This is a genomic window from Lentzea alba (assembly GCF_047445655.1).
Classification (GTDB): domain Bacteria; phylum Actinomycetota; class Actinomycetes; order Mycobacteriales; family Pseudonocardiaceae; genus Lentzea; species Lentzea alba_A.
In genome coordinates, this window is the sequence record NZ_JAJAEG010000001.1 from 148,484 (window position 1) to 168,690 (window position 20,207).

Annotated in this window: 20 protein-coding genes; 8 read left to right on the forward strand and 12 right to left on the reverse strand. The window is 68.0% G+C overall.

The features are described 5' to 3' along the window. The first annotated feature begins 52 nt into the window (after window positions 1-52). The gene (locus LFM09_RS00725; protein WP_414094232.1) at window positions 53-1,504 is read left to right on the forward strand and encodes an LVIVD repeat-containing protein; all 1,452 of its coding nucleotides are present in this window, start codon (window positions 53-55) and stop codon (window positions 1,502-1,504) included. 69 nt (window positions 1,505-1,573) lie between these two features. Here the strand turns inward: LFM09_RS00725 and LFM09_RS00730 are convergent, their stop codons facing one another. Together LFM09_RS00730 and LFM09_RS00735 are read right to left on the reverse strand one after the other, a co-directional pair. Next, window positions 1,574-2,734, reverse strand: coding sequence for an MFS transporter (locus LFM09_RS00730; RefSeq protein WP_414094233.1), 1,161 nt, complete (start codon window positions 2,732-2,734; stop codon window positions 1,574-1,576). Continuing rightward, on the reverse strand, window positions 2,731-3,126 hold the full coding sequence (locus LFM09_RS00735; protein WP_414094234.1) for a VOC family protein: 396 nt from the start codon (window positions 3,124-3,126) through the stop codon (window positions 2,731-2,733). Before LFM09_RS00735 ends, LFM09_RS00730 begins: the two co-directional genes overlap by 4 nt. Before the next feature lie 74 nt (window positions 3,127-3,200). Between LFM09_RS00735 and LFM09_RS00740 the strand changes: the two genes are divergently transcribed. Beyond that, window positions 3,201-4,388, forward strand: coding sequence for a hypothetical protein (locus tag LFM09_RS00740; protein WP_414094235.1), 1,188 nt, complete (start codon window positions 3,201-3,203; stop codon window positions 4,386-4,388). Here the strand turns inward: LFM09_RS00740 and LFM09_RS00745 are convergent. Then, complete coding sequence (locus LFM09_RS00745) at window positions 4,370-5,503, reverse strand: low temperature requirement protein A (protein ID WP_414094236.1); 1,134 nt, start codon at window positions 5,501-5,503, stop codon at window positions 4,370-4,372. The genes LFM09_RS00740 and LFM09_RS00745 overlap by 19 nt on opposite strands. Window positions 5,504-5,574: 71 nt before the next feature. On the opposite strand from LFM09_RS00745, the gene LFM09_RS00750 reads away from it, so the two are divergent. After that, complete coding sequence (locus tag LFM09_RS00750) at window positions 5,575-6,813, forward strand: RNA-guided endonuclease InsQ/TnpB family protein (RefSeq protein WP_414094237.1); 1,239 nt, start codon at window positions 5,575-5,577, stop codon at window positions 6,811-6,813. Here LFM09_RS00750 and LFM09_RS00755 read toward each other — a convergent pair. From LFM09_RS00755 to LFM09_RS00775, 5 genes are all read right to left on the reverse strand, one after another. Continuing rightward, window positions 6,794-7,828 (reverse strand): ABC transporter ATP-binding protein, encoded by a 1,035-nt coding sequence (locus tag LFM09_RS00755; RefSeq protein WP_414094238.1) that lies wholly within the window; start codon window positions 7,826-7,828, stop codon window positions 6,794-6,796. The genes LFM09_RS00750 and LFM09_RS00755 overlap by 20 nt on opposite strands. 4 nt (window positions 7,829-7,832) lie before the next feature. Then, the gene (locus tag LFM09_RS00760; RefSeq protein WP_414094239.1) at window positions 7,833-8,636 is read right to left on the reverse strand and encodes an ABC transporter permease; all 804 of its coding nucleotides are present in this window, start codon (window positions 8,634-8,636) and stop codon (window positions 7,833-7,835) included. After that, window positions 8,624-9,541 (reverse strand): ABC transporter permease, encoded by a 918-nt coding sequence (locus tag LFM09_RS00765; RefSeq protein WP_414094240.1) that lies wholly within the window; start codon window positions 9,539-9,541, stop codon window positions 8,624-8,626. Before LFM09_RS00765 ends, LFM09_RS00760 begins: the two co-directional genes overlap by 13 nt. Beyond that, the gene (locus LFM09_RS00770) at window positions 9,538-10,659 is read right to left on the reverse strand and encodes an ABC transporter substrate-binding protein (protein ID WP_414094241.1); all 1,122 of its coding nucleotides are present in this window, start codon (window positions 10,657-10,659) and stop codon (window positions 9,538-9,540) included. The genes LFM09_RS00765 and LFM09_RS00770 overlap by 4 nt, the downstream gene beginning before the upstream one ends. A gap of 89 nt (window positions 10,660-10,748) precedes the next feature. Beyond that, entirely contained in the window at window positions 10,749-11,237 is a 489-nt protein-coding gene (locus LFM09_RS00775; RefSeq protein WP_414094242.1) for an HAD domain-containing protein, read from the reverse strand. Window positions 11,238-11,298: 61 nt separating this feature from the next. Here LFM09_RS00775 and LFM09_RS00780 point away from each other — a divergent pair, with 61 nt between their 5' ends. The 3 genes from LFM09_RS00780 to LFM09_RS00790 are packed head-to-tail and all read left to right on the forward strand — an operon-like array spanning window position 11,299 to window position 13,281. Beyond that, entirely contained in the window at window positions 11,299-11,820 is a 522-nt protein-coding gene (locus LFM09_RS00780) for a hypothetical protein (RefSeq protein ID WP_414094243.1), read from the forward strand. Between the two features lie 12 nt (window positions 11,821-11,832). Next, a complete protein-coding gene (locus LFM09_RS00785; protein WP_414094244.1) occupies window positions 11,833-12,846 on the forward strand; it encodes a hypothetical protein in 1,014 nt (337 codons plus the stop codon). A gap of 33 nt (window positions 12,847-12,879) precedes the next feature. Continuing rightward, a complete protein-coding gene (locus LFM09_RS00790) occupies window positions 12,880-13,281 on the forward strand; it encodes a PPOX class F420-dependent oxidoreductase (protein WP_414094245.1) in 402 nt (133 codons plus the stop codon). On the opposite strand, the gene LFM09_RS00795 is transcribed toward LFM09_RS00790, so the two are convergent. Further along, window positions 13,276-14,217: a hypothetical protein gene (locus tag LFM09_RS00795; RefSeq protein ID WP_414094246.1), complete on the reverse strand. Its 942-nt coding sequence runs from the start codon at window positions 14,215-14,217 to the stop codon at window positions 13,276-13,278. The genes LFM09_RS00790 and LFM09_RS00795 overlap by 6 nt on opposite strands. An 88-nt stretch (window positions 14,218-14,305) precedes the next feature. Continuing rightward, window positions 14,306-14,878, reverse strand: a complete 573-nt coding sequence (locus LFM09_RS00800) for a vWA domain-containing protein (protein ID WP_414094247.1) — start codon at window positions 14,876-14,878, stop codon at window positions 14,306-14,308. Window positions 14,879-15,028: 150 nt separating this feature from the next. Between LFM09_RS00800 and LFM09_RS00805 the strand changes: the two genes are divergently transcribed. Beyond that, window positions 15,029-17,920, forward strand: a complete 2,892-nt coding sequence (locus LFM09_RS00805) for a BTAD domain-containing putative transcriptional regulator (RefSeq protein WP_414094248.1) — start codon at window positions 15,029-15,031, stop codon at window positions 17,918-17,920. On the opposite strand, the gene LFM09_RS00810 is transcribed toward LFM09_RS00805, so the two are convergent. Both LFM09_RS00810 and LFM09_RS00815 read right to left on the reverse strand, forming a co-directional pair. Then, window positions 17,911-19,095, reverse strand: coding sequence for a helix-turn-helix domain-containing protein (locus LFM09_RS00810; RefSeq protein ID WP_414094249.1), 1,185 nt, complete (start codon window positions 19,093-19,095; stop codon window positions 17,911-17,913). The genes LFM09_RS00805 and LFM09_RS00810 overlap by 10 nt on opposite strands. Before the next feature lie 103 nt (window positions 19,096-19,198). Next, window positions 19,199-19,372 (reverse strand): hypothetical protein, encoded by a 174-nt coding sequence (locus tag LFM09_RS00815; protein WP_414094250.1) that lies wholly within the window; start codon window positions 19,370-19,372, stop codon window positions 19,199-19,201. Window positions 19,373-19,587: 215 nt separating this feature from the next. Here LFM09_RS00815 and LFM09_RS00820 point away from each other — a divergent pair, with 215 nt between their 5' ends. Further along, window positions 19,588-20,196, forward strand: a complete 609-nt coding sequence (locus tag LFM09_RS00820) for a hypothetical protein (RefSeq protein ID WP_414094251.1) — start codon at window positions 19,588-19,590, stop codon at window positions 20,194-20,196. Window positions 20,197-20,207 lie beyond the last annotated feature (11 nt).

Genomic DNA, 20,207 nt, shown 5'->3' on the forward strand with positions numbered 1-20,207 from the left:
AGGGGGTAAAGCTGTGACTTCACGCGAAACGGCCCGACGGCGCAGAACGCCATTGGCGCTTCTGGGGGCGCTCGCGCTGACCCTGTCGACGTTGACCGCACCGGCGTACGCCGAGCCCGACCTGCCCAGCGACGGCGCCGGGCTGAGCGAGGCTCAGCTCGAGGCGCAGGCTGAACCGGTCAACGGCATCCCGGGTGAGAACGAGATCAGCCGCAGCCGCAACATGGTCCTGGTCTCCCACCTGGACAAGCAGGCTCCGCTCAGCTCGACGCAGACCGACATCGCGTTCCAGGGCAACTACGCGTTCGTCGGCAACTACGACGGCTTCGTCATCTACGACATCCGCAACCCGCGGAAGCCGAGCATCAAGAGCCAGGTCCTCTGCCCCGGCTCGCAGAACGACATCTCGGTGTACGGGAACCTGCTGTTCCTGTCGACCGACTCGTCGCGCAGCGACAACTCGTGCAGCAGCGTCTCCCAGCCGGCGACCGAGAAGTCGTCGTGGGAGGGCATCAAGGTCTTCGACATCAGCGACAAGGCGGCTCCGAAGTACGTCGCCGCCGTCGAGACCGACTGCGGCTCGCACACCCACACGCTGGTGCCGGGCAAGAACAAGAAGGACGTGTACCTCTACGTCTCGTCCTACTCGCCCAGCGCCACGTTCCCGGACTGCCAGCCGCCGCACGACAAGATCTCGATCGTCAAGGTGCCGGTGAAGGCTCCGGCCCAGGCGTCCCTGCTCAAGGCTCCGGTGCTGTTCCCGGACGGCGGTAACCCCGGTTCGGGTGGCGACGGCAGCAACATCGAGGTGCCGTACACCAGGCCGACCACCGGTTGCCACGACATCACCGTGTACCCGCAGCTCGACCTCGCCGCCGGTGCCTGCATGGGTGACGGCGTCCTCTGGGACATCTCCGACAGGGAGAACCTGAAGGAGATCCACCGGGTCCAGGACGACAAGCACTTCGCGTTCTGGCACTCGGCGACCTTCAACAACAACGGCACCAAGGTCGTCTTCACCGACGAGCTCGGTGGCGGCGGCGCGGCGACGTGCAACGAGAAGATCGGTCCGACGCGTGGTGCCAACGGCATCTACGACATCGTGGGCAAGGGCAAGGACCGCAAGCTGGTCTTCAAGTCCTACTTCAAGATCCCGCGCATGCAGGCCGACTCGGAGAACTGCGTCGCGCACAACGGTTCGCTGATCCCGGTGCCGGGCAAGGACATCATGGTCCAGTCCTGGTACCAGGGCGGTGTCTCGGTGTGGGACTTCACGAACTCGAGCAAGCCGCGTGAGATCGGCTTCTTCGAGCGCGGCCCGATGCCGAACAAGGCGGGCGGCGGCACGTGGTCGACCTACTGGTACAACGGCTACATCTACTCCTCGGAGATGGGCCGCGGCTTCGACGTGATCGACATGCGCGACCCGCGCACGTTCGTCGCGAAGTTCTTCCGCACGGACGAGCTCAACGTGCAGACCCAGGGCAACTTCTACCGCGGGTAGGCGTGCCATGAGGGTGACTTTCATGGACCTGAGGTCCATGAGGGTCACCCTCATGAAGTAGCTCTCTGATCAGCGCGGCTGTCGTTTCTCGGCAGCCGCGCTGACTGCTGTCAGGACCAGAGTGACCGCCACACCACCGAAAACGGCCCAGATCGGCGACCCGACGTCCATCGCCCAGGCCGCGACGACAGCCGTGAGGCCATAACCCGCGCCGGTCACCGCGTACATCATCGAGAACCCGGCCGCGTGCGCACCGACCGGAAGCCGTTCACGCAACGCGAGACTGCGCGTCACCAGCACCCCGGACTGGAAGAGCCCGGCCGCCAGCAACGCGCCCGCGATGCCCGGCAGGTTCGGGAACAACGCCACGGCCCCCACACAGGTCGCGGTGATGACGAGCAGCACCAAACCCTGCGTGCGCAACGATCCAGGCCACGGCCGCAGCCCGTACAGCACCGCCCCCAGCGCACTGCACGCGGCGAACCCCATGAGCAACGGCCCGATCCAGCCGATCGCAATCCCTCGGTGCTCCAGCAGCGCGGGCAGCACCAGTTCCGCGACCGCCAGCTGCGCCAACGCGGCCGCACTCACCAGGTAGATCGGCCACGCCGACGCGACGACGTGCGGTTTCGCCCGGCCGGACCGCGAAGTCACGTGCCCGCGCGGCAGGATGAACACGAGCCAGGCCGCGACCACGACGAGACTGACCGACACCACCACAGGCGCCCGCCGATCCACGCTCAACGCCAGCACGGTGACCAGCGCGGGCGCCACCGCCCACACCACCTGCGTGATCATGGCGTCGAAGCCCATCGCCTTGGGCACCAACGAGTCCGGCACCAGCCCGAGCAGCATCGCGCGCAACCCGCCCGGCGTCGTCGACGGCCCGGCGCCCGCGATGAACGCCGCAATCGCCAGCACGGTCACGTTGGTGGTGAGCGCGAGCGTCGTGAACGCCCCCGCACCCACGATGAGCCCGGCCGACAGCTGGCCGCGCATCCGTGACGGGTCGAGCAGCAACCCCAGCAGCCCGGCACCGAGGATCTCCCCCAGCACGTAGACGGCCGTGAGCGACGCCGCGAGCACGTAGCCGCCTTCTAGGCCCCTGGTCAGGAACACCATCATCAGCGGTGTCATCGACATGGGTAACTTCGCGGCGACCGTGACGACAGCGCACGCGAGCACGTCCCGGTTCGCGAGATCGCGGTAACCGGCAGCGGAGATCGTCACTCGCCCAGCTCCTGGAACAGGGTCAGCTGCAGCCCCGCGGGCGCTTTCAGTCTGGCGTTCAACGAGTTCCACGGCGTGCGCGTGGGTTCCGCGATCACCTCCGCGCCTGCGGCTTCCAAGGCACGAGTCGTGCTTTCGGAGTCGTCGACCTCGAACGCGACCCGGATGTGCCCGGCCACCCGCTGCCCCACCTCGACCCGGTCGATGAACTCGGCGTGCGGCGGGTCGGTGATCTCCAGCGTCGCCCGGCCGGCCTCCAGGATCGTGACCCGCCCACCGTCGGACGCGAACGCCGCCCGTTGCTCTAGGCCGAGCACGTCGCGGTAGAAGCGCAGGGCCTCGTCGTAGTCGGCGGCGGTGACGACTAGGCGGAGTTCACGAACACCGGTCATGCGCTGATCATCGCACCAGCCGTGTCAGAAGGAAGAGAACCCGCGAAAGTGCGGCGCCTGACAGGATGGCGGCCGTGCTGAACGGACTTGATCAGGTGAACTGGGCGAGACTGACCCACGCCTACGGACCTGCCGACGACGTGCCCGACCTGATCAGGGCGCTGGTGTCACCCGATGCCGCTGCCCGCAAGAAGGCGCTGTGGAAGCTGAACGGCAACATCTACCACCAGGGCACGATCTACGAGGCCACGGCCTTCGCGGTTCCGTTCCTGCTGGAGGTGCTGACCGCGCCGGAGTGCGACGAACAGCCGCAACTGCTGAGCCTGCTGACGTCCATCGTGACCGGGTTCGACGAGATGTGGCTGCCCGCCGGCCTGCCGGTCGCCGAACACCGCGCGGCAGCCGTGGGCGGCGAGGCGATCCTGGCCGCGGCGCCACGGCCCGGTGACGACGACTTCGACGAGGACGAGGCGGACTACGAGTACGTCGACGGTCTGCCGGACGAGGACCAGGCCCGGATGTTCGCGTACATCTGGGTGCGGGCCTACGACGCCGTGCGCGCCGGGGTTCCGTTGTTCCGCGAACTGCTGACCTGGGAACCGCCGGTGCAGTGCATGGCGGCGTACGCGCTGGCGTGGTTCCCGGAGGAGGCACCGGAAAGCCTGCGCGCACTGGCGAACGTGACCGAGGGTGATCCCGAAGGAGTCGTGGCGGCGACCGCGTCCGTGGCGATGGGCCTGCTCGGCGGACGCCCCGTCGTCACGCTCGACGATCCGCGGCCGATCGCCCGCTGGGGTGCGGCGATCGCGCTGGCCACCGTGGACGGACCGGACGCGGGCCACGACGTCGTCGACGAGTTGATCACCGTCACCGCCGGGTCGATCGGCGACAGCGACCGGGTTCCCTTCCTGGAGGGCAACGTCGCCGCCTACGCCGCCGGCGCACTGCGCCTGACCGGTGACGGGCACGCGGCGCGGACGTTCGGCGCGCTACTGGCACGCATCCCGTCGGTGTCCGGCAGCAGCGCGTTCCACGTCGTGAAGGAGACTTTGAGGCTGGCATTCCCCTCGGGTGCGCTGCCTTCCGGTACCGGCTACGCGGACCTGGACGACCGCCAGCGCCGCCTCGTCGACGTGCTCGCCGCCTCCCCCTCCACCTGGCTGATCAACGGCAGGAAGTTCGGCAACTTCAGCGCGCTGGTCGGCGGGTACGGCCTACCCGCCGCCAGCGAAGCCCTGCGGACCTACACCGAAACGCGCTGAGCAGGCGACTGCACCAACCGAGTGAGGATCACGACAACCAGGGTGATCCCCGCCGCGACGTGAATCGGGGCTGGTCCGAACGTCGCAGCGAGCACTGCGACCGCACCGATCGGCAGCAGGTACTTGCGCGCCCCCGCCTGCCCGGGACAGTCCTGCACGTACCAAACGCACATGAAGAAGATCGCCAGCGGCACCGTCGTGAACGGCGCGATCACGATCCCCGGCGCGTGCGCGATGTGCAGGTCGTAGTCCACCGAAGCCGCGAGCCCCGCACCGAGCGCCGCGATCGACCCGAGGATGAACAGGTGCGCGTAGCCCCACAGGAACGCCTTCTTCAGCGAGTGCAGGTGCGACGGCGCCTCGAAGTAGATCCACCAGACCGAGAACACGATGACCAGGCTGGCCACGGCGAGCGAGATCAGGTTGACCCCGCTGTCGAAGCCCTTTTGGAACGCCATCGTGGTCGACAGGATCGACTCGCCGAGCACGATCAGCGTGAAGAGCCCGTGCCGTTCCGCGATGTGGTGCGGGTGCCACGTCGTGGTCTCGGCGCGCTCGGCCCACACCGGCACCAGCAGCTCACCGATCATGAAGAGCACCCACAACGGGAACTGCAGGCTCGGCGGCGCGATGAGCACCCACAGCACCCAGAGCACCTGCATGCCCGTGATACCGGCGGCGTAGCGGCGCGTGCAGTTCCGGTGCGTCGGGTTGTCCCGCGAGGCGCGCAGCCAGTGCGCGACCATCGCGAGCCGGATGACGACGTAGCCACCCACGACGATCCGGTAGTCCTGCCGCTCGAACACCGCCGGGATGCCCGCCGCGATGACGAGCACGCCGGCGATCTGGACCATCGTGATGATCCGGTACAGCGTGTCGTCGTTGTCGAACGCGCTGGCGAACCACGTGAAGTTGAGCCACGGCAACCACAGCGCGAAGAACGCCATGCAGAACGCCAGCAGCCCGGCACCCGCGTGGTTCTCGGACACGGCGTGGTGCAACGAGGCGGCGGCCTGGGCGACCGCCACCACGAAGCTCAGGTCGAACAACAGCTCCAACGGCGTCGCGACCCGGTGGGCCTCCGCCGTGTCGCGCGCGAGGAGCTTTCTGATCATCTGACGTCCTCCGAGTAGACCCGCTTCACCCGACTGCACGGGTACGACTGCGGATTGCCAGCTTCAGCACGGTGAGTGGGCAGGTGAAGCGGGCGTTCAAACACCGCTTCTATCCGACCGAGGCGCAGGCGGTCGAGTTGACGCGCACGTTCGGGTGCGTTCGCAAGGTCTACAACCTCGCGCTGCAGGCCCGCGCGGAAGCGTGGGCCTTGCGCCAGGAACGTGTCGGCTACGACACGACTTCGGCGTTGCTGACCGCGTGGAAACGCACCGAGGGGCTGGCGTTCCTCAACGAAGTGTCGTCGGTACCGCTGCAGCAAGCGCTCCGGCATCTGCAGACGGCGTTCTCCAGCTTCTTCGCCAAGCGTGCTGGACACCCGCGTTTCAAGTCTCGGAAGAAGTCCCGCGCGAGCGCTGAGTACACGCGTTCGGCATTCCGTTGGCGTGACGGGGTGCTGACTTTGGCCAAGATGTCCGAGCCATTGGCCATCCGCTGGTCCCGGCCATTGCCGACCGGAGCAACGCCCTCGACGGTGACCGTTTCGCAGGACTCTGCCGGACGTTGGTTCGTGTCCCTGTTGTGCGAGGACCCGAACGTGAGGCCGATGCCGGTCATCGAATCGGCAGTGGGCATCGATGTGGGGCTCGACCACCTGCTCGTCTTCTCGACCGGCGAGAAGATCGCCAACCCTCGGCACGAAGTCCGTGCTCGGCGGGCGCTGGCCAAGGCTCAGAGGGCCCTTTGCCGCAAGCAGAAAGGCAGCAGCAACCGGGCCAAGGCACGCGTCAGAGTTGGACGCATCCACGCGCGGATCGCCGATCGGCGCGCTGATCACCTGCACAAGATCACTACTCGGCTCGTGCGTGAGAACCAAACGCTCGTGATCGAGGACTTGTCCGTGTCCAACCTTGCCGCCAACCGCAGCCTCGCCCGCTCGATCGGCGACGCGGGCTGGCGGCAGTTCCGACAGATGCTGGAGTACAAAGCAGCCTGGTACGGACGGACCGTGATCGCGGTCGATCGCTGGTTCCCGTCGTCCGAGCTCTGCTCGGTCTGCGGGGCGCTCGCAGCGGAAATGCCGTTGCGCGTACGCACGTGGACCTGCGTCTGCGGCGCGACCCATGACCGGGACGTGAACGCGGCGCGCAACATCCTGGCCGCCGGGCTGGCGGTGACGGTCTGTGGAGCCGACGTAAGACCTCAACGGAACCCTCCGGGCGGGCAGTCGGCGACGAAGCAGAAATCCCCGCAGCGCGAGCCGCAGGGATCCCTCGTCCACGTGGGAAAGGTCAACCAGGCACCACCATGATTCGCGATTCGCTGAGGTCCAGTGCGACCTTCGTGCCGGGCTGGTAGGCCCCCGCCTGGTTGGACGGCTGGTCGATCCGCAGGATCTGCTCGCCCACCTTGACGGAGATCCGCGTGACCGGCCCGAGGAACGACTGGGTCAGCACATCGCCCACGATCTTGCCATTCGAATCACCGTCGTGCGCGGAAACGCCGATGTCCTCCGGCCGCACGATGACGCGAACGTCGCTTCCGGACGGTTGGTCGTGCGACGCCGCGACCGTGATGCCGTTGACCACGACCGTCTGCCCCTCGGCCTTGGCGGCCACGCTGTTCGTGACGCCGACGAACTGCGCGACAAACGCGGTCTTCGGCTCCCGGTACACCACGGACGGCGTGTCCAGCTGCTCCAGCCGGCCGTGCGACATGACGCCGACCCGGTCCGAGACCGCGAGCGCCTCTTCCTGGTCGTGCGTGACGAACAGCGTGGTCATGCCGAGCTCCGTCTGGATGCGACGGATCTCGTCACGCAGGTTCACGCGGACCTTGGCGTCCAATGCGGACAGCGGCTCGTCCAGCAGCAGCACACGCGGCTGGATCGCCAACGCACGCGCCAACGCGACGCGCTGCTGCTGACCGCCGGACATCTGGTGCGGGTAGCGGCCGCCGAGGTGGCTGAGCCCGACCAGTTCCAGCAGCTCACCGGCGCGCTTCGGGTCGGAGGCCTTGCGCATCTTCAGGCCGAACGCGACGTTCTGCGCCGCGGTCATGTTCGGGAAGAGGCTGTAGGCCTGGAAGACCATGCCCATGTCCCGCTTGTTGGCCGGCACGCGAGTGATGTCCTTGCCGCCCACGGTGACCGTGCCGGAGTCGGACGTCTCGAAGCCCGCCACGATGCGCAGCGCGGTCGTCTTGCCGCAGCCCGACGGCCCGAGCAACGAGACCAGCTCGCCCTCGGCCAGGTCGAGGTCGAGGCCGTCCAGCGCCGTGTTGCCGCCGAACGACTTGCGAAGTCCCTTGAGTTCCAGGTGGCCCATTGTCTCAGTTGCTCCCCGGCAAAATTTCTTCTTCGGCAACGGTCTGACGGCGCCGCTGGCCGACATAAGAGAGTGCGAACAGGAGGACGAACGCGAAGAGCAGGCACAGCAGCGACACCGCGATGGACACACCCGCGTTGCGCTTGCCCAGAAGATTCACCTGCACCTGCAGCGTGTCGAAGTTGAGCAGCGACGCGATGGTGAACTCGCCGAGCACCAGTGCGACCGACAGCAGCGAGGCGCCGATCAGCGCGACGCGGATGTTCGGCACGACGACCTTCCACAGCACCGTGAACCACGACGCACCGAGGCTGCGCGCGGCTTCGGCCAGCGTCTTCAGGTCGATCGCGGCCAGACCGGCGTCGACCGCGCGGTAGGCGAACGGCAGCACCAGGATCGTGTACGCGAACGTCAGCGTCAGCGGTGAGTCGCCGAAGAAGTAGTTCACCCACGCGTAGAGCGGCGCCATGCCGACCACGAGCACGATCGCGGGGATCGCGAGCGGCAACAGACACAGGAACTCGACGAGCCGCTGCAGCTGCGGCAGTCGCAGCCGGATCCACGCCATCGTCGGCACGAGCAGCACCAGCATCAGCACCGCTGAAGTGACGGACAGCAGCAGCGAGTTGACGAGCGCTTCCATCAACCCTTCGTCGTCGACGATGGACGTCCACGACTCCATGCTGCGCGTGTTGTTCTTGCCGCGCGTCGAGAACTCCGCCATCGCGATCAGCGGCAGGATGAAGTAGACGCCGAGGACCAGCAGGATGATCGTGCGCAGGACGCGCTGCTTCACTAGCGAACCCACTTGGCCACCCTCTTCTGCAGCAGCACGTTCACGCCCATCGCGATGCTGACCACGATCACCATGCCGAGGCCGAGCGCCTTGCCCAGGTTCTCCTGGCCGAGCACGACCTCACCGGTGAGGAAGCCGCGGATCTGCAGCGGCACGATCGGGCTGCCCTGCGAGACGAGCGCGGCGGCCGTGGCGTAGGCGCTGAAAGCGTTGGCGAACAACAACAGCAGCGCGCCGAGGAACGGCGGCGTCAGGATCGGGCCGCCGACGTGGCGCCAGTACGTCCAGCTCGTGCCGCCGAGGCTCGCGTTGGCCTCACGCCACTGCGGGCGCAGCCCGTCCAGCGCCGGCAGGAACACGATGACCATCAACGGGATCTGGAAGAACGTGTAGACGAGCGTCAGGCCGGGCAGCTCGAACAGCCACGCGCTGCCGGCGAACAGGTCGATGCCAACGTTGTCACGCAGGAACTTCGTGACCAGACCCTCGAAGCCGACCGTCGCGAGGAACGCGAACGCCAGCGGCACGCCACCGAACTGGGCGAGCACACCGGACGCCGCGACGACGGTCCGGCGCAGCATCCCGTCCGGGTTGCCGACCGCGATCGCCCACGTGAGCAGCGCGCCGAAGATCGCGCCGATGACCGCCGTGAGCGCGGAAAGTTCGATGCTTCGCACGAAAGCGTCGAACACAACACCCGTGAACAGCGTCGAGAGGTTGTCGAGGGTGAACGCGCCGTTGGAGTCCTGGAAGGCGCCGAACAGCACGAGCACCGTGGGGTAGACGAGGAAGATGCCGACGAACGCCAGGAACGGCACCGCGACGAGCCAAGCGGCCGCAGATGGCCGACCGGCGGCCCCACCCTTGATCTTGGTGGAGCCGCCGGGGGTCGTCGCTACGGGAGCGACTGAGGTCATCCGATGGCCTGCGCCCAGGTCGCCGTGAGAACGGCCTTGGCCTTGTCGGCCTGGGCCTGCGTCTGGAACACCTGCTTGCCCTCGGTCTTGGGCAGCTTGTCCTTCGCCGCCTTGTCCGCCTTGTCACCCATCTTGTCCAGGCGAACCGGGCGGGACATGCCCTTCAGGTAGAGGTTCTGGCCCTCGTCGGAGTAGAGGAACTCCTGCCACAGGCGCGCGGCCGCGGGGTGCGGCGCGTCCTTGCTGATGGCCTGGTTGTAGTAGGCGCCGATCTGCGCGTCGGCCGGGACGACGACCTTCCAGTCGAGCTTGCCCTTGAGCTTCTCGGTCTGGGCGGCGTTGGTGTAGTCCCAGTCGATCACGACCGGCGTCTGGCCGGACTCGATCGTCGCGGGCGACGGGTCGACCGGCTGGAAGTTGCCGGCCTGCTTGAGCTGCTTGAAGAACTCGACACCAGGCGCGATGTCGTCGGCGGAGCCACCGTTGCCCAGCGCCGCCATCATGACGCCGGAGAACGCGGCACCGGCCTGCGTCGGGTCGCCGTTGAGCGCGACCTTGCCCTTGTACTCGGGCTTGAGCAGGTCCTTCACACTCGTCGGCGCCGGCACCTTGGCGGCGTCGTAGCCGATCGACATGAAGCCGCCGTAGTCGCCGTAGTAGGCACCGTCCGCGTCCTTGAGCTCCGCGGCGATGTCGTCCCAGGTGCTCACCTTGTACGGCGCGAACAGGTCCTTGTTGGCCAGCGCCACGTTGAGCCCGAGGTCGAACACGTCCGGCGCGCGGTCGTTGCCCTTGAGCTGCTTGGCGGCGTTGATCTCCTCCTGGCTGGAGGCGTCCGGCTGCGCGGAGTCGACCTTGATGCCGTACTTGGCCTCGAACGCCTTGATGATCTCGCCGTAGTTCGCCCAGTCCGGAGGCAGCGCGATGACGTTGAGCTTGCCCTCCTTCTTGGCAGCCTCGACGAGCTTGTCCATGCCGCCGAACTCACTCGCCGACTTGGCGGTTCCAGCGGCCCCGGTCTGCGTGTCCTTGGCGGGCGGGGCGCCACAGGCAGCCACCGCCAGCACCAACGCGCCGACACCAATCAGTTTCGTGGTGACGTTCCCTCGCTTCAGCACAGGCGGAGGATTCGCGCGGACTGCTTTCGTTGTCAAGCCAGCCGCGCCGGTTGAGACCTTCTCGACTCCTACGGTGAATTCTCGGTGCATCACAGGTTGCTGCTGAATGCTTTCCGAGCTTCGCTCAGGTGCTGTGCCGTGATACCGGTCGCGGGGTCGACGTGGACGAGTGCGGTGGTCAACGGTCGTCGCTTGTGGACGAATTCCCGGCACCTGTCCCGGTCCAGCGCGAAGTCGTCGTCGAACCAGGCGAGGGGCCGTTCGTAGGCGTACCGGGCGACCGCGGGGTACTTCCAGCCGTGCGCGTCGTGGAACTCGACCACCTTGAGCTCGGGCAGGCCGATCCTCGGCCCTATCTCGGTGTTCGCCCGGTGCAGCCAGGTCGTGGCCCAGGCGAGCTCGGCGCCGGTTTCCTCCGCCAGCCGTCTCAATTGGCCGCCGTGCTCCGGGTCGAGCCAGACGCGGAGCTTGCGCCACCAGCCGACCCTGATGTCGAACGGCCGGTAGTTCGGCGGCTTGGGGTTGGCCGCCCACGGGTTGAGCGGGCCGTCGACGTCGATGAGGATCAGCGGTCTCACCCCGCCCAGGATGCCCCGTTTCCCAGGCGGACGCCGCCGCTCAGCCCTACTGTTGGCAGACATGAGACGTCTCGCGCTCCTCGTGCTGCTGTGCGCCTCGCTCGTGGGGTGCGCGGCGATCGCCGACCTGGCCAACCTCCAGATCCGCATCGAGGACGCCGGCTACACGAACGTCTCGCTGTTCCACCGTTCGAACAACGGCACCGATCTCCTCGAGATCACCGCGACCGGTTCGGACCCCGAGAAGGTCGCCGAGATCGTCTGGGACACCTACCCGGAGCACGTCGACCAGGTGGCGATCACCCTCAGCGGCACCCCGAAGGTCTACACCGAGGCCGAGCTGCAAGCGGCGTTCGGCGACCGCGCGGTGACAGAGAAGCCCGACGACGACTCCGACATCATGAAGTCGATCATGACCTGGCTGATCGTCGGCGTCATCGTGTTCGTGCTGCTCATCGCCGGCGTGATCGTCCTCGTCGTCGTGCTGGTCCGCCGCTCCAACCGCCGCAAGGCCCAGCAGCAGCCGTACTACCCGCCGCCACCACCGGGCTGGCAGCCGCCCGGACCGCCGCCCGCCGCCTAGGACTCCATCACCGTGACGCAGCCGCCCTACCAGTACGGCCCGCAAGAGCCCAACCAGCCTCATGGGCAGCAGCAGCCTTGGCCGCAGCAACAGCCGTATCCGCAGCAGCAGCCGTGGGGCCAGCCGTACCCCGGCATGCCGCCGATGCCGCCCCCTCCGCCTCCGAAGAAGAAGTCCCCGGTGACGTTCATCGTGATCGGCGTAGTGGTCCTGATGGCCGCGGCCGGCGTCCTCGGCACCGGCCTGCTCTGGCCGGGCTGGATGAAGTCGAGCAGCACGACGAGCTCTGCCCCCGTGGACCAGTCCACCCCGGAAAGCACCGCGAACGCCGTCGCAGACGCCCTGAACCGCCGCGACATCGAGCAGTTCGTGAACGTCCTGGTGTGCAAGGACGGCCGCAACAAGGCCGAGAACAAGGACATCACCCTCGTCGAGGAAACCCTCTACCGCGACATCAAGCCGTTCGACCCCAAGAGCAAGGTCGAGGACGTCAAGCCGACCTTCAAGGTCGACGAGGTCCGCAAGATCAGGCCAAGCGACGCCGTCTACAACGACGGCAACAAGGACGCGACCGTCGCGATCATGTCCGTCGAGTACCCGAAGGACAGCGGCCTGGACAAGCAACGCGGTGTCCTGGCCCTGTTCGAGGAGGACAGCAAGTACGTCGTCTGCGAAATGGGCTTCGTGCCGGTGTCCGAGTCCCAGGAACCGCCACCGGACCCGGACCCGGCCAGCCCGACGGGCCGCATGCAGGCGTTCGCGAAAGCCGTCAACGACAAGGACATCGCCTCCGCCCGCAAGTACATGTGCGCGACGGCCCGCGCCGTCAACACGTGGGCGGAGAAGGCCATCGCGGCGGGCGGCAAACTGCGCCTGCACGACAAGGTGCAAACCACCAAAGCGGAGGACAGCGGCCAGGTCCGCATGTGGTACACGCTGAACGGCGCCGAGACGAAGGCGGGAGGGTTCCTGAAGAAGGAGTCCGACGGCTGGTGCCTCTTCACGTTCAACAACGACGCCAAGTAGTCGAAACCGCCCGGCCCTGTTCGTATAAGAGGCATGTTCACCGAGGACGAGATCGCCTACCTGCGATCACAACCGATCGCCCGCCTCGCGACCCTGAACGAGGACGACCAGCCCGACGTCGTCCCGCTGTCGTTCGAGTACGACGGCACACACTTCTGGGTCGGCGGCGCGGGCGAACAGGTCCTGCACACCCGCAAGTTCCGCAACATCACCGCGGGCCGCCGCAAGGTGTCCCTGGTGATCGACGACCTGGTGTCCTTCGACCCGTTCGTCGCCCGCGCGATCCGCGTCTACGGCGTGGCGGACGACCCCATCGAACGCGTCGGGCTCGTCGGCCCCGGCATCTACTGCCGCATCACACCGACGCGCGCGTGGGCGTGGAACATGGCGGGCGAACCGGCCGGCGAGACCTGGTACGAACCGCGCCGGTCATGAGGCGCGACGGGCCGAGCACGCCGCCGACCCACCCCACCGGACGCCGTAGAGAAGCCCTGGCAGCAGCCGACGGAACCGCAGGTGGATCTCCCCGGCCCGGTCCACGGCGTACTGGGTCCCGCTCGGCTCGGCGTCAGTCCGCTGCAGCACCCCGTCGAACGTCCGCACGAGCCGCTTGCGATCGTGTTCGAAGCGCACGCGTAGATCGAACATCTCGCACGGCCGTTCAGGCACGTGGAGCACGCACGGGTGCATCACGTCGCGGTTCGACAGCCGGTAGCGAATCGCGAAGTCGTGGGTCTCGCCGCGCCCGAGCGGTTCGGCGGGGAGCAGTCTGAAGCCGGGGCGTTCCACCGCGGAGCCGCGGTCCTGCAGCGTTCCGCCGTACAGGAGGTGGACGTCGACGTCACGCCGCCGCACGGGGAACACAGCGGCGAACTCCAGGTGATCCACCCGGTCCTCGTCGACCACGACCTGATACCGCTCCAGCACCTCGGGCTGTCCCTGGTCGAGCACCACCGCCACGCTCAGCTCCGCCGTGTGCCAACCGCCGGCGACGCGCCGCGTGGTCGTCGCGGCCAGCTCTGCCAGCTGGTCGACGGCCTCGTCCACGCGGCGGCGCACAGTGCGGGTGTCGCGGTCGATCGCCGCCGCCACCCAGCTGACGCGTTCCTGGTAGAGCGGGTGCCGGACCTCGGGGATGAGACCGAACGCCGCCCGCACCGCGAGCTGGAGGTCCTCGGGGAGCTGCTCGACCAGCTCGGTCAGCCTGGTGACCAGCTTCTGCCTGGTGGCGGCCGGCCCGTCGGCCCTGGTGATCCCGCACGCGGCGGCCAGGGCCGTGCCGACCCGTTCCACGATCCGCCCCGCGTGCACGCCTCGTCCCTTGCGAAGGGTCTTCAGCTCACGGACCAATGTCGCGTGTGTCGTCGTCATCGCCGCTCTCCCTCCCTTGCGCACTCACGTGCGGCGGAAGCAGGTTGCGATCGGCGTGTGGACGAGAAGTGGACACACCGTGGATCGGTCAGACGTGGTCTGACCGCAGGACCGTCCTGGTCACGGACGAGGCCAGCGCGACGCCCAGCCGGACACCGTCCCCGCCGAGGAACACCCGCGAGGTGCCGATGCGGGCCAGCACCAGCTGGTCGACGGCCCCGAGCCCGAACGCGATCATCTCCGGGCACGGCACCGCGGCGGTGAGCCGCGCCAACGCGGCCGGCCACCCCGGATCGGTCGGCCTGCCGTCGGAGATGAAGAACAGCACCGGACGGCGCACCCGGATTCGCTGTGCCTTGAGGCTTTTCACATCGTGCTCGATGGTGTTGCGCACGAGGGTGAACGCGGAACCGAAGGCTGAGCCCGATTCCTGGTGCGGGCTGATCGGCCCGGCCGCGTCGAGCACGGGCCGCAGGGGCCGCGCGACCAACGGTCTCTCCGCGAAAACGACCACACAGAGCCGAATCTGCGCGCTCACACGACGATTCGCGTGCACCACACCGCGGAACTCGCGCATTCCGGCGTTCACCTCGTCGATGTGGGCGCCCATCGAGAGCGACACATCGCACACCACGTAGCACGGCAGCACATCGGACACCATCAGTCTCTTCCCCCAGCTCAAGGCGTGACACGGAACACGGTTACCGGATCGTGTTGATCAAACGTGGACAAAAAGATGATTCGTTGACACACCAACGGGCCCTTGCGCGACATTCCTCCCAGACGGAGGCTCGGACACCAGGAGGACGGCGTGGAATTTCGCATGCTGGGTCCATTGGAATCGTGGCACGGCAACGCGCCCGTTCCCTTGGGCGACCAGCAACAACGCTTCATCCTCGTCGTACTTCTCTTGCACGCGAACAAACCCGTGTCACCCGAACGGCTCACCGAGATCGTGTGGCCGGACAACCCCGATCGCCGAAGCCTGGTCCGGAGCTACATCAAGAGGCTTCGCACGGCGTTCGAGCACACCGAAGCGTCGATCGAGACGACAGCGACCGGGTACGTGCTGCGCGTCGACGACGACCAGATCGACACCGTGCGGTTCGACCGGCTGCGTGAACAGGCCGTGAAAGCGTTGCAGGACAACGATCAACGCAAGGCCGTCGACCTGCTCCGAGCCGCGGTCGCGTTGTGGCGCGGCAGGTTCCTGGAGGACATCGACATCGACCGGGTCGGCGGCACCGAGGTGATCGTGCCGGACGAGAGTTACCACGACGCACTCGGTGACCTGGCCGAATTGGAGCTGGTCTCCGGCGACCACCGGTCGGCCAGGGACCGGATGCGCCGCGCGGTCCGCACCTCTCCCGATCACCAGAAGTACGCCGAGCTCCTGATGCGCGCGTTGATCGCGGGTGGCGACCGGGCAGGCGCGATCCGGGTGTTCGACACCGCGGTGGACGCACTCGCCGGGCTCGGCGTCGAGCCCGGCACCGTGCTGCGCAACCTCGCGGAACGGGCCCGGCGCGGCGAACCGGCCAGCTCACTGCCGTCCCGTCCAGGCGGGTTCACCGGTCGGTCCGGCGAGCTCGCCAAGGTCGAAGCGGCTGCGGCGGGTTCGGGCGAACGGCGAGCGGTGTGGATCAGCGGCGCACCCGGTGTGGGCAAGACCGGTCTGGCCGTGGAGGCCGCCCACCGGCTTCGCCACCGTTTCCAGGACGGGCAGCTCCTGGTGCGGCTCAACGGGTTCACGCCGAACGTGGCGCCGATGTCCGTGTCCGACGCGCTGACCCAGCTGCTGACCGAGCTGGGTGTGCCGGCCGAGCAGATCCCGGACACGGTGGGCCGCAAGGCCACGCTCTACCAATCGCAGCTGTACGGCACGAAAACGCTGGTGGTGCTGGACAACGCGGCGTCACCCGAGCAGGTCCGCCCGCTGCTGCCGGAGACGCGGGAGTGCTTCGCCGTCGTCACCAGCAGGAAGATGGGCGAGCCGGACATCAGCGAGCACGTGCGGCTCGGTCCGCTTCCCCCGGAAGACGCTTCCGCGCTGTTCCGCGCGCTGACCGATCCGTTCCGCGTGCGCGGCAGGTCGGCGGACGTGGCCGGGCTGGTGAAGCGCTGCGGATACCTGCCGGTGTCGATCAAGGTCGCCGCGGCGTTGCTGCGCAGGCACGACAGGTGGTCGCTGGACCACCTGCTCGGCAGGCTGGACGAGAACGGGCCGTGGCGGGAAGACGGTGCCGCCGCCGTGCACGCCTCCTACCGGCAGCTCGACGACGAGCTGCAACAGGTCTTCCGGCTGTTCGGACATCTGCCGGGCCCTGACGTCGATCTCGTCGGCGCAGCGGCGCTCGTGGGCCGCGACGTCGCCGGCACCCGCAAGCTGCTCGACGACCTGCACGAGGTCTGCCTGCTGGAGGAGGTCGCGCCGGACCGCTACCAGATGCTCGACTCGATCAAGGAATTCGCCGCCCTCGAACCTCCGCGCGCGGACGCGGTGCAGCGCCTCCTCGACTTCTACCTCACGACGCTGGCCAACGCGGTGAACGTCGCGTATCCGTTCGACCGCACCGTCTTGCCCTCGGTGGACCGCGAAAGCCCGCTCGCGCTGCAGTTCTCGAGCGAGGACGAGGCAATGGCGTGGATCACCGTCGAGCGCGACAACCTGATCGCCGCGATCCAGCACTCCGGACAGGACCACGCGTGGCGGCTGGCCGCGTTGATCTGGCGGCACTTCAACACCACGAACCGGTTCGAGGACTGGATCCACGCCGTCGAGGCCGTGCACGCGGACGGCGACCGCGGTCAGGCTCACGTGCTGCTGCGCCTGTCCATCGCGAACGAACGGCGCGGCCACCACAGCGAGGCTCTCGCCCTCGCCGAACAGGCCCTGCCGAGGTGGGCGCGGCTGGACGACGTGGCGGGTGAGGCCGCGACGCGGTGCGCACTCGCGATCTCGTCGTTGCAACTCGGTGCGCACGACGTGGCGATGCGGCACCTCGAAGCGGCACTGCCGAAGTACGAGCTGTGCCAGGACCTTCGTGGCCGGGCGCACGCGTTGAGCATGCAGGGCTACATCAACGAACAGCACCAGAAGTACGATCTCGCGCTCACGCAACACGACGAGTCCGTGCGGATCCTGCGAAAGATCGGCCACCAGCAGGGACTGGCCCACGCTCTGAACAACCTCGGCGCGATCCGGCAGCACCTCGGGATGATCGAGGAAGCCATTCCCGACCACTTCGAAGCGCACGAGATCGCCGTCGAGATCGGGGACGACTGCGTGGCCGCGTTCGCGTTGACCAACATCGCCGACGCCCACCGGCTGGCCGGCCGGCTCACGGAGGCGTTGCACCACCACGACCTCGCGGCCAAGGCGGCGGCCGGGCTGACCGATCCGGACCTGCAGGCGAGGCTCCTGCGCGACCGGGCCGCCACGATGCGGGACAGCGGGGACCTGGTCGCGGCACTGCGTCTCTACCAAACGCTGCTGGACGTGGCCGTCGGCACGGGCAACCGCACCAACCAGTCCCACGGCGAGATCGGCCTGGCGCGAACGCTGCACGCACTGGACCGGCACCCCGAAGCCGTCGCGCACTGGGACGCCGCCGAGACGGTGTTCCGCGACCTCGACCAGCCGGAAGCCGAGGAAGTGCGCGACGAGCGCGCGACCCTGACCTGCGCGTGCGGTCAGCGGTGAGTCAGGAGTCGTTTCAGGTCCGGGTAAACGGCGCGGACCGCGCGGTGGTTGTGCCATCTGCCCAGGGCTCTGGCCAGCTGACGCAGGTCGGTCCGCACCGTGGCGGAGTCGACGTGCGCGGCGTCGTCCAGCGTCTGCACGAGCGTGTGGCAGCTCTCGTCGACCTCGCCCGACAACGCGTGCGCCAGCGACCTCCTGGTGCCGAAGCGAGCCCTGGCACGCCGGGACGTGGCGGGCACGAGCGCGAGTTGCCGGTCCAGCACGAGCGCGGCCTCGGCGTTGAGCCCGAGGTCGGCCAGCGCCCATCCTCGCGCGAGCTCCAGCGGATCGGGCGCGCTCGATCCGAGCACCGGGTACGGACTGTCCGGCCGGACGAGCTCCATCAGCCCCGCGGCGCGGTCGAACGCGCTTTCCGCCGAGTACCGGTCTCCCGCCAGAGCGTGTCCCTGCGCTTCGCGTCGTGCGGCCAGCGCGAGGATGCGTGAGCCGGCGCTGCCGATCCACTGCGCCTGCTGGGAGAGGCTGATGGTGGCGGCCGCGTCCTGCCGGTAGAGCGCGAGACCCGCCTCCCGCACGAACGCGTAACTCGCGATGTCCGGATCACCTGCCGCGCGGGAGAGTTCCGAAGCGTGCCTCGTCCACCACAGCGCACCCTGCTCGTCGCCCGCCTCCTGGCACATCCAGCCGGTGTACTCGGCGATGCGCGCCGCGAGCCGCAGCAGCCGCGTGCCGATCGGCCCGGTGTTCTCCCGCGCCATCCCGTGCACGGCGTGCTGCAAGGCTTTCAGCGGTTCGAGTATCAGCATCGGACTGGTGTGCAGGCCGAGATTCCTCAGGTTCTCGAACGAGGTGCGCATCCCGGCGATCACCTGCTCGTCCGGCACCGGCCGCGGTCCACTGCCCGCGATCGCTCCGACGCCGAGCATCGTTCCGGCCACGAGCACCTGGCGCCGGCCGAGCGCAGGCCCCCGGTGCGCGGCGGCCTCGACCAGCCGGCCGCCGACGTCGAGCACGCCGTCGCACAGGCGCGCCACCGTCGGAGTGGGCGGCTTGAGGTCGTTCTCGATCTTGCTGAGATAACCCTTGCTGTAATGGATCAGCTTTGCCAGTTGCCCCATCGACAGACCTGCGGCGATGCGATGCTGCCGCAACAACTCACCAAAAGTTTCGGCCACGATTGCCTCCCGCTCCGGCGTGTGCCGAGTACATCATCCGAACCTGTTCAACGCAATCGCCCCGGCCGTGACAAAGAATGGCCGGGGCGCATTTGCGGTTATCTCACCCGTGCCAGACGTTGCCGCCGCCGTTCTGGGTCTCCGTGGTGGTCGGCGTGGCAGGCGGCGGGTTCTCGTCCGCGATGGCCGTCCCACCACCGGAAACAGCGGCGGCGACGGCGAGTGCCGTCACGAGCGTGGTGGCACCGGCGACGAAAGTGGACACGATTTTGGACATGACGAATCCTCCGAAGGAAATCGCGATTGATTCGGGATTTCGCCCGCCGTTTGCGGGCTACTTCGAGGATTCGTCCTCACAAACCGTGAAACCAGGTGTTTCCCGTTGCCCACGGCAGTGGTCAACGCGTCCACTCCTCATCCACTTCTGGTCAACACCCGGCGTGGATGCTGCGCGCAACCGGCCGCCGGCCGGTCCTGCAGGAGGAGGTTGGAGTGATCGAATCCGCGACCTACGACATCGCCGTGTCGTTCGCCGAGGAACAGCGCGCCGTGGTCGACGAGGTGGTCGAGGCCTGCCGGCAGCGAGGCCTGAGGGTGCTGGAGGGCAACGACCTGCCCCAGGCACAGGTGCGCTTCTTCGTGCCGTTCGTGTCCACTGTGGATGAACTCGCCACGAACGGCGACGAACACGTGCTGCCGGTGCTGACCGGCGAGGCCCCCGAGTCGTCCGCCTACCTGCGCGCCGACGAGGGCCTGGTGGACGCCCTGGTGAGCCGCGTCGAGGCCGCCGAAACCGCGGGCCAGGACCGCGTGGCCGTGGCCGACGTGGCAGCAGCGGTCGAGCAGCCGCCGCCACCCGCACCCGCACCGCCTGCTTTGCGCGCCCTGGCCGAACAGTTCGCCGCCGCGTCACCGGGCCGCGATCTCTCCGGCACCCTGCACCTGGGCGACACCACGATCGCCGTGCGCGTGGAACGTTCGGGCGACACGGTGTACGCGGTGGAGGCCGGCGACGACACGGTGAACTTCGTCGTCCTCGGCGGCTCCCCCGACGTGCTTTCCACGCTGTACCAACGAATCGAGTCCATGCTGACCGCGTGACGCGAAAAGGG

Excerpts from the sequence above, each read along its gene's own strand:
- LFM09_RS00800 (WP_414094247.1), bottom strand. The coding sequence starts at position 14,878 with ATGGTGTCCGATGTGCTGCCGTGCTACGTGGTGTGCGATGTGTCGCTC.
- LFM09_RS00790 (WP_414094245.1), top strand. The coding sequence starts at position 12,880 with ATGTTCACCGAGGACGAGATCGCCTACCTGCGATCACAACCGATCGCC.
- LFM09_RS00815 (WP_414094250.1), bottom strand. The coding sequence starts at position 19,372 with ATGTCCAAAATCGTGTCCACTTTCGTCGCCGGTGCCACCACGCTCGTG.
- LFM09_RS00765 (WP_414094240.1), bottom strand. The coding sequence starts at position 9,541 with ATGACCTCAGTCGCTCCCGTAGCGACGACCCCCGGCGGCTCCACCAAG.
- LFM09_RS00745 (WP_414094236.1), bottom strand. The coding sequence starts at position 5,503 with ATGATCAGAAAGCTCCTCGCGCGCGACACGGCGGAGGCCCACCGGGTC.
- LFM09_RS00780 (WP_414094243.1), top strand. The coding sequence starts at position 11,299 with ATGAGACGTCTCGCGCTCCTCGTGCTGCTGTGCGCCTCGCTCGTGGGG.
- LFM09_RS00795 (WP_414094246.1), bottom strand. The coding sequence starts at position 14,217 with ATGACGACGACACACGCGACATTGGTCCGTGAGCTGAAGACCCTTCGC.
- LFM09_RS00735 (WP_414094234.1), bottom strand. The coding sequence starts at position 3,126 with ATGACCGGTGTTCGTGAACTCCGCCTAGTCGTCACCGCCGCCGACTAC.
- LFM09_RS00755 (WP_414094238.1), bottom strand. The coding sequence starts at position 7,828 with ATGGGCCACCTGGAACTCAAGGGACTTCGCAAGTCGTTCGGCGGCAAC.